The organism is Leptothrix mechoopdaensis (SeqCode) (assembly GCF_053893855.1).
The window spans coordinates 466,369-479,777 of sequence record NZ_CM132699.1; the positions used below are offsets into that span (position 1 = coordinate 466,369).

The 13,409-nt window shown below is 71.5% G+C and carries 9 protein-coding genes; 5 read left to right on the forward strand and 4 right to left on the reverse strand.

Annotation, left to right across the window (positions count from 1 at the left end):
- Positions 1 to 21: 21 nt before the first annotated feature.
- The 3 genes from ACWA7K_RS02145 to ACWA7K_RS02155 all read left to right on the forward strand — a co-directional run bounded on the left by ACWA7K_RS02145 (position 22) and on the right by ACWA7K_RS02155 (position 2,964).
- Positions 22 to 1,104 (forward strand): TRAP transporter substrate-binding protein, encoded by a 1,083-nt coding sequence (locus tag ACWA7K_RS02145; protein ID WP_456165200.1) that lies wholly within the window; start codon positions 22 to 24, stop codon positions 1,102 to 1,104.
- A gap of 94 nt (positions 1,105 to 1,198) precedes the next feature.
- A complete protein-coding gene (locus ACWA7K_RS02150) occupies positions 1,199 to 2,137 on the forward strand; it encodes a DMT family transporter (protein ID WP_456165202.1) in 939 nt (312 codons plus the stop codon).
- 38 nt (positions 2,138 to 2,175) lie between these two features.
- The gene (locus tag ACWA7K_RS02155) at positions 2,176 to 2,964 is read left to right on the forward strand and encodes an SDR family oxidoreductase (RefSeq protein WP_456165204.1); all 789 of its coding nucleotides are present in this window, start codon (positions 2,176 to 2,178) and stop codon (positions 2,962 to 2,964) included.
- Here the strand turns inward: ACWA7K_RS02155 and ACWA7K_RS02160 are convergent.
- From ACWA7K_RS02160 to ACWA7K_RS02175, 4 genes are all read right to left on the reverse strand, one after another.
- Positions 2,961 to 7,064 (reverse strand): DEAD/DEAH box helicase, encoded by a 4,104-nt coding sequence (locus ACWA7K_RS02160; RefSeq protein WP_456165206.1) that lies wholly within the window; start codon positions 7,062 to 7,064, stop codon positions 2,961 to 2,963. The genes ACWA7K_RS02155 and ACWA7K_RS02160 overlap by 4 nt on opposite strands.
- Positions 7,009 to 8,235, reverse strand: coding sequence for a hypothetical protein (locus tag ACWA7K_RS02165; protein WP_456165208.1), 1,227 nt, complete (start codon positions 8,233 to 8,235; stop codon positions 7,009 to 7,011). The genes ACWA7K_RS02160 and ACWA7K_RS02165 overlap by 56 nt, the downstream gene beginning before the upstream one ends.
- 12 nt (positions 8,236 to 8,247) lie before the next feature.
- On the reverse strand, positions 8,248 to 9,813 hold the full coding sequence (locus ACWA7K_RS02170) for a hypothetical protein (RefSeq protein ID WP_456165210.1): 1,566 nt from the start codon (positions 9,811 to 9,813) through the stop codon (positions 8,248 to 8,250).
- A gap of 108 nt (positions 9,814 to 9,921) precedes the next feature.
- The gene (locus tag ACWA7K_RS02175) at positions 9,922 to 10,428 is read right to left on the reverse strand and encodes a hypothetical protein (RefSeq protein WP_456165212.1); all 507 of its coding nucleotides are present in this window, start codon (positions 10,426 to 10,428) and stop codon (positions 9,922 to 9,924) included.
- 404 nt (positions 10,429 to 10,832) lie between these two features.
- Between ACWA7K_RS02175 and ACWA7K_RS02180 the strand changes: the two genes are divergently transcribed.
- Both ACWA7K_RS02180 and ACWA7K_RS02185 read left to right on the forward strand, forming a co-directional pair.
- Positions 10,833 to 12,404, forward strand: coding sequence for a DUF4407 domain-containing protein (locus ACWA7K_RS02180; RefSeq protein ID WP_456165214.1), 1,572 nt, complete (start codon positions 10,833 to 10,835; stop codon positions 12,402 to 12,404).
- Positions 12,401 to 13,408: a hypothetical protein gene (locus ACWA7K_RS02185; protein WP_456165216.1), complete on the forward strand. Its 1,008-nt coding sequence runs from the start codon at positions 12,401 to 12,403 to the stop codon at positions 13,406 to 13,408. Before ACWA7K_RS02180 ends, ACWA7K_RS02185 begins: the two co-directional genes overlap by 4 nt.
- The last annotated feature ends 1 nt before the right edge of the window (position 13,409 follow it).

The window sequence follows — 13,409 nt, forward strand, 5'->3', positions numbered from 1 at the left end:
CGACCCCTTCAGGAGTCCCGCATGGAACGTCGTTCCTTTGTCCGTCAAGCCGGTCTGGCCGGCATCCTGGCTGCTGGCGCCGCTCCGGCGGTGGTGCAGGCCCAGGCCAACATCCGCTGGCGCGTCGCCTCCAGCTTCCCGAAGTCGCTCGACACCATCTACGGCGGCGGCGAGGTCTTCGCCAAGAAGGTCGGCGAGATGACCGGCGGCAAGTTCCAGGTGACCGTGCACGCCGCTGGCGAGCTGATGCCCGCCTTCGGCATCGTCGACGGCGTCCAGAACGGCACCGTCGAGGCCGGTCACACCGTGCCGTACTACTACTTCGGCAAGGACGAGACCTTCGCGCTGGGCGCGGCCGTCCCGTTCGGCCTGAACAGCCGCCAGATGACCTCGTGGATGTTCGAGGGCAACGGCCTGAAGCTGATGCGCGACTTCTACGCCGGCTTCGACATCATCAACTTCCCCTGCGGCAACACCGGCGCGCAGATGGCCGGCTGGTACCGCAAGCCGATCAAGTCGATGGCCGACGTCAAGGGCCTGAAGATCCGCATCGGCGGCTTCTCCGGCAAGGTCATCGAGCGCATGGGCGCCGTGCCGCAGAACATCCCCGGCGGCGAGATCTACCAGGCGCTCGAGAAGGGCACCATCGACGCGGCCGAGTGGATCGGTCCGTACGACGACCAGAAGCTCGGCTTCAACAAGGTCGCCCCGCACTACGCCTACCCGGCGTGGTGGGAAGGTGGTCCGCAGATCGACCTGTTCGTCAACCGCAAGGCCTACGAGGCGCTGACGCCCGAGTACAAGGCGATCGTCGAGGCGGCCGCGACCTACGCGCACGTCGACATGCAGGCCAAGTACGACGCCAAGAACCCGCTCGCGCTCAAGCAGCTGGTCGGCAACGGCACCAAGCTGTTCCGCCTGCCCAAGGACGTGATGGACGGCGCCTTCAAGGCCTCGAACGACCTGTACGAGGAAATCGCCGGCAAGAACCCGAACTGGAAGAAGGTCTACGCCGACTTCGTCAAGTTCCGCGCCGAGCAGAACCTGTGGTTCCGCTTCGCCGAGCAGGGCTTCGACCAGTACATGCAGTCGCAGAAGCTGTGATGTTCTCCAGGGGCTGACGATCCGCCCCCGCCACGGCCGCTGTCGCGAGACAGCGGCCGTGGCCGTTTCAGGGGCCCTCCCTAGAATCGCGCCGATGCAGTCGACCCCTCCGGCGGATGCGGCCTTCGCCGCCACGGCCAGCCCCCGCTCCTCGCCCCGTCTCTGGCCCGGCCTCGCGTTCGCGCTGATCGGCTCGATCGCCTTCTCGGGCAAGGCCATCATCGTCAAGCTGGCCTACCGGCACGGTGTCGACGCGGTCACGCTGCTGATGCTGCGCATGCTGTTCGCTTTTCCGCTGTTCCTGGGCCTGGCCTGGTGGGCCGGCCGTGGCAAGCCGGCCCTGACCACGCGCGACTGGCTGGTCGTGCTGGGCCTGGGCTTCTCGGGCTACTACCTCGCCAGCTTCCTCGACTTCGCCGGCCTGACCTACATCAGCGCCAGCCTTGAACGGCTGATCCTCTACCTCAACCCGACCCTCGTGCTGCTGCTCGGGCTGGTGTTCGCCGGCCGGCGCATCGGCCGGACCCAGTGGCTGGCGCTGCTGGTCAGCTATGCCGGCGTGCTGTGTGTCTTCGGCACCGAGCTGAGCCTGCAGGGCGACCATGTGCTGCAGGGCGCCGCGCTGGTGTTCGGCAGCGCCATCAGCTACGCCTGCTACATGTACTTCAGCGGCGAGGAGGTGCGCCGGCTCGGCTCGCTGCGGCTGACCGGTCTGGCCAGCAGCGTCGCCTGCGTGCTGTGCATCGGCCAGTTCCTCGTGCTGCGGCCGATCGGCAGCGTCGCCACGCTGGCGCCGGAGGTCATCTGGCTGTCGCTGCTGAACTCGACCGCCTGCACCTTCGCACCGGTCATGCTGGTGATGATGGGCATCGAGCGGCTCGGCGCCGCGATGGCCGCGCAGTGCGGGCTGATCGGGCCGATGAGCACGATCCTGATGGGCATCGTGCTGCTGGGCGAACCGTTCACGCCGATGCTCGCGGTCGGCACGCTGCTGGTGCTGACCGGCGTCTGGCTGCTGGCCCGTTCGCGCTGAACGGCCTTCCCCTCAAGCTTCTTCAAGGACGACACGACATGGACCTCGGCATCGCCGGCAAGTGGGCGCTGGTGTGCGGCGCCAGCAAGGGACTCGGACTCGGCTGCGCGCAGGCGCTGGCCGCCGAGGGTGTCCACCTGGTGATGACCGCACGCGGCGCCGACGCGCTGGAGGCCGCCGCCGCCGATCTGCGTGCGCGCCACCCGGCCATCGAGATCCGCACGGCAGCCGGCGACATCGCCAGCGCCGAGGGCCGCGCCGCCGCGCTGGCCGCCGCGCCACAGGTCGACATCCTGGTCAACAACGCGGGCGGACCGCCGACCGGCGACTTCCGCGACTGGGACCGCGAGGCCTGGCTGAAGGCGCTGGACGCCAACATGCTGACCCCCATCGAGCTGATGAAGTCCTGCGTCGACGCGATGGCCGCACGGGGCTACGGCCGCGTCCTGAACATCACCTCCGGCGCGGTCAAGGCGCCGATCGACATCCTGGGCCTGTCCAACGGCGCCCGCAGCGGCCTGACCGGCTTCGTCGCCGGCCTGGCGCGGCAGAAGTCGCTGGCCGGACGCGGTGTCACGATCAACAACCTGCTGCCCGGCGCCTTCGACACCGAACGCCTGCGCGTGACGCTCGACAAGGCCGCCGCCCAGTCCGGCCGCGACGTCGAGGCCATCGCCGCCGCCCGCCGCGCCGGCATCCCCACCGGCCGCTTCGGCGTGCCGGCCGAGTTCGGCGCGCTGTGTGCCTTCCTGTGCAGCCCCCTGGCGGGCTACGTCAACGGCCAGAACCTGCTGATCGACGGCGGGGCGTATCCGGGGACGTTCTAGAGCACGCCCGGCTCATCCCACAGCAGCAGCGCGTCGAACAGCGCACCGGTCTGTTTCATCGCGGGGGCATGGGCCAGGGCGACGATGTCGCGCAGCGGCAGCAGGCGGCCTCGGGTGGCCTCGACCCGGTCCATGACCCGCGGCCAGGACAGCAGCCCGCGAGAGGCGAGGTAGGCCAGGCACAGGGCCCCGGGTGCCGTCATGTGCGTGACCTCGGGATCGTCGAGCGTCATGGCCATCGGCCACGGCTCGTGCATCCGCACCGGCAGCGTCGGCAGTCTCGGGTCCGGGCTCGGAAGCTGGCGTGACGAGGTCGGGCCGCGCCAGAACAAGCGCCGCCCGTCGACCACCAGCGCCAGGGCCTGCGCATGGACCTGCCCTTGCGAGTCCGGGACCCGATCCAGCAGTTCGGCCAGCGCGGCCTCGCAGTCCCGCCCGATCCCGGCGGTCGGCAGCGTGACGAAGGCCGCCTCGCGCGGATAGTTTGCCAGCAGGGCCTGGATGCCGTCCAGCGCCTGCGCCAGGCGTGGCGCGGCCACGGCGGACGTGCCTTCGAACAAGGCCTGTCGCAGGGTGTCGAGCGAAGCCCGGTAGCCGCGCCGGACCCGGCGCCGGTACTTCTGCGCCTCCTTGGCGTCCAGCTCGGCGCCGCCGTCGTGCGGCATCAGGAAGTGGCGTGGCCGGATGCCTTGCGCCAGCAGCCCGGCGATGGTCTGGCGCCCCTTGTCCAGGCTGGCGCGCACGCCCAGCATCGGCAGGCCGGCCGGTGGCAGCCCGAGCCGCAGGCGGCGCGACAGGTCGGGCAGGTCGCGCTCGAAGCCGTCGGGCAGCCAGTCGCTGGCCTCGCCGAAGAAGCGGTGCGTCATCTGGGCCAGCCACGACAGCCGCTCGGCCAGCCGGGCATGGAAGGACGACGGCCGCTGGTCGCGTTCGTTCTCCGCCTCGACCTTGTCGTACATCGCCACGATCTCGTCGACCGGTGCGCCACGCAGCCAGGCCCAGGCCATCGCCGTGAGCTTCATCAGGATCGACAGCTTGAAGGCCTCGTTGCTGGCGTGTTCGAGGCCCTGGCCGTGGTCGCGCAGGTGTTCCTGCAGGCGTGCGACCAGGGCGTCCCAGGCCATGCCCGGGCGTTCCAGGACGTCGAACTCGCGCTTCAGCAGGTCACGCGCCCGCGACAGGCTGGCGTTCTCGTAGGCATGGGCCAGTTCGCGGGTCTCGGCGCCTTCGCTGCAGGCATTGCGCGCGGCGTTCCAGAACTCGGGTGTCAGCACCAGGCCCGGCACCATCAGCTCCGGCGCGACCGGACCGGCCGGCGCCAGCGCCTTCAGGCCGCTCAGCCAACCGGCGATCGGCTTGATCGCCGAGATCTGCGTGCCGGTGTCGATCAGCGCCTTGGCCGCCGCGCGCAGCCGGTAGCGGCCCTTCGTGTCCGGGCCCGAGCGTTCGACCAGCGCCGGCACGCTGTGCGGTTGGCCATCGCCCGAGAACTGCACCGCCGCCTGCAGGACCTCGTCGATCAGCAGCGGCACGGCGTCGGCGTCGACCTTGCTGCAGGTGCCTTGGTGGATGGTCAGGGCGACGAAGCGCACGATCTCGTCGAACGCGACCTCGGTGTCGACCCCGCCGAGGTGATGCACCACGTCGACCACGGCCCGGAAGGTTGCCGCGCGCACCTGTTCCAGCCGGGGTGGCACGGCCAGCTGGCGCAGCCGCGGGTGGTCGCGCTGTTGTCGGCGCAGCCGGCAGTCGGCCAGTTCGCGCGGCGTGAACAGCGCGCTGACCGGCTGTTCCGGCAGGCCGTTGGCCGTGTAGTAGCGGTTCACGAAGTCCTGCCAGTGGGACAGGCTCAGCGCGGCGTCGGCCCGGAAACAGACGATCGCACGCGGCTCCGGGCCGTCGCTGCCGGACAAGCCCGGGCGGCCGACCCGACCCAGCAGGTTGTGGAACTGGTTGGCGTCGAGTGGCTGCATCGCGCCCGACTCGCGCGGGAATTCCAGGCCGCCCAGCACGACCACGTCGGCGCTCAGGTTGACGCCGTAGGTCAGCGTCTCGGTGCAGAGGATGACGATCGGCCAGTCGGCCCATTCCGGCGGCCGCCGCACCGAGAAGGTCTGCTCGATCCAGGACCGTACCGAGGCCGGCGTGTCACCGTCGTGGACGAACACGCCATGCGCGGCCCACTTGCGGCGTTCTTCGATCGTCGCGCTGGTCTCGTCGGTCTGCCGCAGGATCGACTCGAGCGCCGCCAGCGGGGCGGCCGGGGCCACTTGTGCCGTGTCGGACCTGCTGCGCCGGTTCTTCAGCTGACGGGCGATGCGCCGCAGCACCTCCTTGCTGCCGTAGGCGAACAGCACGGTCCGGCAGCCGCGCGCCCACTGGCGTTCGATGGCTTCGGCGAAACAGCGGTTGTCGGGTGTCTTGGCCGCCGGCTGGCGGGCCAGGCGGTTGCCGAGCGAGGTGACCAGATCGGCCGCCTCGCGAGAGCGCGGCTGCAGGCGACGCTGGCGGTCGTCCACGAAGGTCAGCAGGTCGTGCTCGATCCAGTCGGGCGCCCCCGGCGCGGCCTTCAGGCCGTGAACCAGCACCTGATGACGCACGCCCTCGGGCCGCCGATGACCGCCGAGCGTCAGCGGCGGGCATTGCCAGGCCTGCGACCACCACGCCGCGATCGGCGCGTTCAGGCTTTCGGTCGACAGGCCGACGATCTGCAGCGGCTGGTTCGCCTCCCGCCGGCGCTGTTCGGCCAGCAGCTTGGTCAGCATCAGGTCGACCACGCCACCGCGCGCCGGGTCGGTCAGCATGTGCAGCTCGTCGACCAGCACCAGCGCCAGCTGGCCCAGCAGACGGCTGTTCTTCAGCGCCATCAGCACGTTGGCCTTCTCGGTCACGACGCAGGCCAGGTCGACATGGCCCAGCCGGATCGCCAGGTCGGATTCACCGCGTTCGCCGGTCGACACGACCAGCCGCTGCGCCGGCTCCGGGATGCCCAGCAAGGCGCCGTAGGTCTCGATGAACCGTCGGTGGAACTCGTAGGCCAGCGCGCGGGTGGGGGCCAGGTAGAGCGCGACGCCGCGCCGTTCCAGGATCGCGTTGAGGCACAGCGCGGCCCCCACCACGGTCTTGCCGCTGCCGGTCGGGCCGGCGATCAGCAGGTTGTCCGGCGCCCTTCCGTGGACATGGCCGGCGAAGACGCGCTCGCGCAGGGCCACCGCGCGGGCCTGGATCTCGAACAGCGCCGTGTCGCCGGGCGGGCTGGCGCGCCGTTCGATCGCCGCGCGCAGCGTGGCCTGGTTCGGCAAGGCGGCCTGCCAAAGGTCGGAGAAGGACGGACCGGGTATGGCAGGAGCCGTTTCCCGATCGGCGGGGCTGACGGGCCTCGGCGGCAAGCCCCCCAGCCAGCCGAGCAACTCGTGCGCGCGGCTGACCGCATCGCCCGGCTGGACCGTGATGACGAGGTTGTCGCGGGCCGTCGCCAGCCGTGTCGGCAGGTCAGGTCCGGCTGGCACGGCATCGGCGAGGCCGGCTTGTCCGTCGGTCGACAGCAGCAGCAGCGCCAGGCGGCGTTGACCGGCACCCGTGCGCACCGCCGTGGCCTTGGCCAGTGCGTCGCGGCCCAGTCCTTGAAGCTGGTTTCCCACGCTGCGCTGAACCGAGACCAGCAGGCCGGCGGTGGCATCCGCTGCGGCCGGGACCGTGGCCGCGCTGCAGGCCAGGTCGATCGCGAGCGAGGCCGAATAGCCCCCGATCGCGAGCCAGCCGGCGCGGGCCGGTCCGCGCAGCACGCTACGGCGGTCCTCCTCGGACTCGAACACGAAGACCAGGTGCTGGCGCGCCAGGTCCAGTGCCTGCCAGCGGGCCTCGTTCAGGCCGCCGTCGCCGCCCGAGAAGACGTCGTCCTGCAGGGCGACGCCGCCAAGATCGTCGTCGACGACGCGGCACGAGAAGCGGCTCTCAGCGGCCCGCCGGTCGCGGCGTTCCAGCCAGATCGGCAGCATCTGGCCCTCGGCCGTGAGGACCGGGAAACCCAGCAGCAGCGTCATCTCAGGAAGTCTTGTCATCGTGGTCATCGGGATGGCCTTGGGCATGGTCTTGGTCATGGAACAGCGCCTCGATCGGCAGGCCGGACGACACGCCCGGCCAGTGGCCGCGCGACAGGCCGGCCCGCGCCAGTTGGAAGGACCAGGGCTGCGCATCGCCGCAGCGCAGCGCCAGCCACAGCGGCAGACGCGCGTTCGGTCCGGCGCGCAGCAGCAGTTCGACGTCGGCGCCATCGGCATCGAAGCGCAGTTGCAGCACCAGCTGCAGATCGCGCTCGGCCAGGTCGACGGTCTGCACGAACAGACCCTCGCTGGCCGCCCGCGCGACGAATCCGGCGACCGGCCAGACGCAATGCAGGATCGCGTCGACGCCCGAACGCCAGGCCGGTTCGCGTGGTGGCGTCCGTTGCGGAGTGGGTGACAGGCGCAGGTCCAGCCAGTGCTGCAGCGCGCCGGACGGGTCCAGGTCGGCGGCAGGACGCGGCAGCAGACCGGCACCTTGCAGCCGCCCGTTCGCATCCAGCCGGATCCCGGCGGCGGGCAGGCCGCGCACGGGCAGCACGTCGCCCGGTTGCAGCGGCCGGTCGGGCGCGTCGTCGAGCAGGTCGGCCGGCACGATGGCCCTGGCCGGCCCCATCGCCCGCCGATGCCAGCGTGGCGGCAAGCCGTGTTCACGCTCGACCTGCCGCGCGTGACCGGGCATGGCCAACCAGCGTTCGAGTGCCTCCAGCCAGTCCCGCGACCGGGTGGCGGACAAGGGGGGTGTGAGGCTCAGTTCCTCGTCTTCACCACAGCGGAACTGCCCGAGCGCCTCGAAGACTTCGGGCTCCGGCATCTGCAACTGGCGTCGCAGCGCGTCGGTGGCGTCGGCGTCTGCCGGGTCCATCGGCAGCAAGCCCAGGTTGGCAGGCGTCGCGTGTGTGCCTGAGCCTGCGTCGGTCAGCGGCAGCAGGCCGTCGCACTCGTCGAGACACAGGACGGCGACCGCCGCCAGCCCGGCATCGGCAGCGCCGGCCAGCCAGGACCGCCAGACCTGCGGATGCGCGGCCGGATCGGGCAGGCAGCACAGCCGGCGCAGTTCGCCGCCGCCGGTCGCCGGCCAGCGCCAGTTGAACCACCGTTCGGGTGGTTCGTCGACCGGGTCGTCGCCCTCGGGTGTGGCGGGGTCCGACGCCTGGAGCTGCGCGTAGGCGCCGGGCGTCAGGGCAAGGGTCATCAGTTGCAGGTTCATGAGGGTGTCTTCTCAGGTCGTGGCGCAGCAATAGGGCTTGCCGCCATCGCGGTCGCCGTCGCCGTCGCAGTGCAAGGTGCCGCACAGCGAGCGGCCCGGCCGGGTGTCCAGGTCGAGGTCGACCAGCGGCTTCAGCCACCGGTCACCGAAGTTGGCGTCGTCGCGGGCCAGCGCCTTCACGCACAGGTACAAGGCGGGCCAGCCGGGAAAGTCGTGGTAGTGGTCGTCGGGCTTGGGCAGGCGCGGCACCGAGAACACGGCGTGCACCAGTTGGCCGAGCAACACCGGATCGGCGCCGGCATGAGTGGCTTGCCGCCGCGCCAGTGCGTCGTCGACCGCACGCCGGAAGGTGATGCCGAGCTTGGCGTTCCAGGGCTTCAGGTCCACGACCGACGCCCGCCCGCTCTTGCGGTGCGGCAACCGGCCGTGCAACGTGGCGGGCGCGTCGTCGAAGCCTTCGTAGTGCCGCGACCAGTCGTGTTCGCCAGCGCCGATGGCATCGTCCTGGTGGCGCACCAGCCAGCTCAGCACGGGCATCTCGTGCGCCCACCCGGCGCGCTGGCAGAGCCGCAGCTGGCGCAAGCTGCCCGCCAGCCGCGAGCCGAAGTCCGCCACGGTGCGTGGCATGCCGTCCGGTGTCGGCCCGGCTCGCGGATGCCACTGCAGGACGGTCTCGACCAGCGCGAAGTCGGCGGCCAGGCGGTGCCGTTCCCGCAAGTCGCTGGCCACCGCACAGAAGGCCTGCTGGTCGTGGACCGGGATGATCGATGCGTGCAGCGGCCTCAAGCCGTCATTCGGCATCGTGAGCCGGCCGCTGCGCATGTCCTCGAATCGCCTTTTGACGCTGGTGCCCGGGTCCTGGCCGTCGGGCGGCTTGGCGTCGTATTCCTTGCGGAGTCCGTACAGGTTGTGCATGAAGGCGTACAGCAGCTCGCGCTTGTCCGTCGAAGGCACTTGTGCGCATGCCGCCGCATACAGGGCCAGTTGCGCCACGAGATGATCGAGGCGGTCGAGCAGGACCCGTTCCTTGACGGCCTGCGTCGCCTGGCTCATCGCCTGAGCCAGGACCGGTTCGAGCCCGTCCGGCGTCTCCGCGTGGACGCCATGTGCGCGCTGGCAGGCCGCGATCCATTGCGTCGACGTGGTCGACGGGTGAGCGGTCAACAGCGCCTTGGCGACGTGTTCGACGGCCGCCCAGAGGTTCTCCTGCAGCTCGTACAGCACCTCGTCCGGGATCGTGCGCAGGCTTACCTTCCGGCTCAGTGTCGTCCGCAGGTTCCGACAGGCTTCCTCGGCCGGATGCGCGTCCAGGCCGTGTTCGCGGAGCAGCCGCAGCAGATGGTCGATCGGGTGCAAGGTGAGGGATTCCATCCGTTTGCGCCATGGGCGCCAGGCCGAGCGGGCCGCTGCGGGCAAGGCCATTTCGGCGTCCTGCATCGTCCGGTTGAACGCCAGCCGGTCCAGGCCGTCCGGCCATGTGCCCGCACACAGGGCCGTCGCCCACCAGGTCCTCAGCAGGCGATCGACGGGCTTGCGCAGGTCACCGGTCGCGAGGCGGTCTTCTGCCGGTTGATTCATGTCGTTCCCCTTGTGGCCAAGACTGGAAGGACATTGAAGCGACGCGTTCAGGCGGGGTCATCACCGGAACTTGCGGACCTGCCTGCGGATGCGGGCGACGCGGCGGGCCTATCCGGCGCCCGCCATCGCCATCGAGCGGTGTCGACGATCGGCGGTGCAGCGGCGCATCAGTTCGTCACGCTGGCGCAGCACCGGCTCGCGGGGGGCGATGCGCTGCAGGGCGGTCAGCCGCGCGGCCATCAGGCCGCAGTTGCCCGACATCGCGTTGGCCTGGGCCGACTGCAGCAGCACGTCGGCGCGCAGGGCATCGGGGATGCCGCTGAAGAGCATCGGCCCGAAGGCTGCCTCGGCGTCGGCCCAGCGGCCGGCCGCCATCAGCTCGCGGCCGTGCTGCCAGGCCGTTGGCGGGTGAACGAGGGTCTGCGTCTGGCGGACGAAGGTGGCGTAGCGCTGCTCCTGCCGTGTCGCGCGCTCGGTGGCCTGGGCCCGGTCGCGGTCCTGCTGGACGGCCAGATGGTCGATGCGTTCGCTCAGCTCGGACCGCTGCACGCCGTCGTGCTGCACCCACGCGAACTTCACCAGCAGCAGCGCGACCAGCAACAGCCCCGCGGCCATCAGCCACTCGCGGGCTGTCCACCCGGCCTGCGCAAGGGCCTCGGCCTGCAGCGGGGGGACGCTGGCGCGGCCTGGGCTTCTTCCTTGTATGAATCGGCCGGATCCGGACGCGCCGGCTCCGGGCGCAGGCGTTCATGCAGCGACGTCCACTCGCGCTGCGCCTGCCAGTCCAGTGGCGCCATCCCCGGGGGGCGCTGGCGGGCGCTGGCGCCGGGTCTTCGGGTCGACGACAGGATGCGGTCGTGCATGGGGGCTCCTCGGGGTGAAGGCTGGATTGCAGCCGGCCCCGCGTCGGGTCCTGTCCCACCGCTCGCTGGAATTCCGCCGATCGGTGGGAAGTCCGATCGCAGCGGTCGTTCGACATTGCAAGGGTTCTGAAACCCCGATGACCCAGGAGCCCGACCATGAACCCCTCCAAGTCCCTCTTCGCCCTGCTGACCGCCTTGGGCGTCTGGCTGCAGCGTTTCCCCGGCCTGGTGATCTGGTGCCACCGCCTGTGTGGCATCGACCGCCGCATCCTGGCGCGTGCGCCGAAGCCCGAGCAGGCGGCCTACACCGCGCTGGGCGCGCTGATGATCCTGTCGGCCTGCTGGACCGGCCTGGGCATGGCCTACAAGCTCGGCGAATCGCTCAACGTCCCGTGGCCGCTGCGACCGCTGATCTTCGTGTTCTTCATGGCGCTCGGCCTGTGCCTGGAGGTCGCCGTCCTGGCGACGGTCAAGCCCGGCATCGGCGTCGGCTTCATCGTGCTGCGCGTCAAGCTCGGCCTGATGCTGGTGGTGATGCAGCTCGCGCCGGTCGCGATCGTGGTCTTCGACGGCCCGATCCAGGCCCTGCTGCATCGCGAACGCCTCGTGGCGGTGGCGCAGGCCGGCGAGCTGTCGGCCAAGGCGCGCAACGTCGCGTCGCTGGAGCAGGGCGCCCGCACGCTCGACGAGAAGGCCGAGGCCGCCCGAGCCGCGATGGCCGATCCGCAGCATCCGCCGCAGGCCGTCGTCCAGGCTGCGGCGGCCGCCAGCGCGGCCGAAGGCCAGCTGTCCCGCGCCAATGCGGCGGCCGATGCGGCGCGTCGTCGCCATGCCGACGCCCGCGCCGCGCTCGGCGCGCTGGCAGGTCAGCGCAAGCTCGACGAGGCGGAACGCAGCCGCCGCGAAGCTGCCTTGAACGTGGCCCTGGCGAGTGCCGCCCGGCGCCTGGCCGAGGCCCAGTTGCAGGTCAACGCGGCCGATGTCGCGCTGCAGTCCGCTCGCAGCGAGCACGAGGCCGCCGTGGCCGGCTGGCACCGTACGCTGGAAGAGGCCAGCGCCAGCGCGGCGCAGCGGGCCGCGTCCCAGGCCGAGGCCGTGGCCGCCGCGCGAACGCAGCAGGGCGCGGACACCCGCGAGGCCGAAGCGCTGGCGCGGCAGGCCCTCAAGCCGTCCTTCGGCACCGCACTCGGCGCGCTGGCGCGGCTGGCCGGCAGCGACATCACCGTGGCGGTGCCCTTGCTGTTCATCTTCCTGGTGGCGCTGACGATCGACCTGACGCCGCTGGCCGTGAAGGTCAGCCTTCTCCAGGGCGTTCACGCGCTGGGCCTGGTCCGCAAGGCCGAGGCCGCGATCGAGGCGATGGAGACCGAACGTCAGGTGCAGGCCCAGCAGGCCCTGCAGGCGCGCATGGCCGCCGAGCAGGCACTGGCCGCCTCGCGGCAATGGGCCGAGCTCGACCAGGGCAGCAGCCAGGCGCAGCTGTGGGCCTTGCAGGCACAGGCCGAGATCGACCGGGCCGAGCTGGACGCACCGATCGAGGCAGCCCGCCAGCACCTCGCCGCGCTGCAGGCCCTGCTGGCCGAGATGCGGGCGGTGCAGGACGCGCCCCGAACGGCCGAGCAGACGATGGTCGTCAACGGCGCGCTGCAACGCCTGAAGGCGATGCTGGAACGCATGGCGCCCGGACCGGATGCGGCCATGGGCGCCGGGGCAGGAGCCGAAGCATGAGCGCCGCCGCCGAAGTCGCCCACAGCGCCTTGCACGCGCTCGCGCTGGCCGTCGCCGCGCAGCCCCCGGCGCGGCATGTTCAAGGCTGGCTGGCGGCCTGGCCACCGGCGCGCCTGTCGCTGCTGTGGTCGGCGCCGGACGGTCAGCCCGATGCCGACCGGTTCATCACCGCCTGCCGGGCCCTGGACGCCTTGCCGCAGCCTGACCGCATCGACGGCACCGCGCTGGTCGAGCTGCTCGCGGTCCTGCCGTGCTGGCGGGCCTTGCCGCCCGCGTGGCTGTGGCGGCTGGCGCTGCAGGAGCATCAACTAGCCACTGCAGATCTGGCCGGCGACGACAACCGCGACGACGAGGCGCTGCGGCGCCACGCGCTGGCCCGCGACCACGTGGCCGCCCACGGCCTGGCCCGTGCGGCGCGGCGGCCGGGCCGGGTGCCGCAGGCCGCTCGCCGGCTGGGTTGGGATGCGCTGCTGGATGCCGCCCTGAGGTGGCGACCCGACGACGAACTCGCGCTGCGCCTGACGCCACGCCGCTGGGCCGTGCCGGCAGGACTGGTCCGCCCGGTGCTGCGCGGCTTCGAGGTCGAGCCGGTCGTCGACAGCACCACGCTGCTCGCGCTGCTGGCTGGCGCGCCCGGCGAGCGCGCCACCGTCTGCCGCCAGGACACGCTGGACGCGCTGGCCCGGGGTGATCAGGTCATCTGGCGCGTGCGGTCGACCTTCGCATCCGGCCGGCCGTGGATCGCCTGCTGCCGCGTCGGCCGCAGCGGCGACGACGGTGCCGAGGCGCGTTGGCAGGTTCTGTCGGTTCTGTCAGCCTTGTCCGCCGCGCCCATCGATGCCGCCGGTCTGGCCCAGGCCGGCACGGTGCTGGACGCGCTGGCGCGCCGTCTGGTTGCGCAGATGGATGCGGCCGTGTTGCGCGCCCGGATGGCGCAACAGCGCGAAGGACTGCGAGCGGGTCTGCGCGAAGGTCTGCGCGCCCAGGCCCGCGATCGGCCCTAGG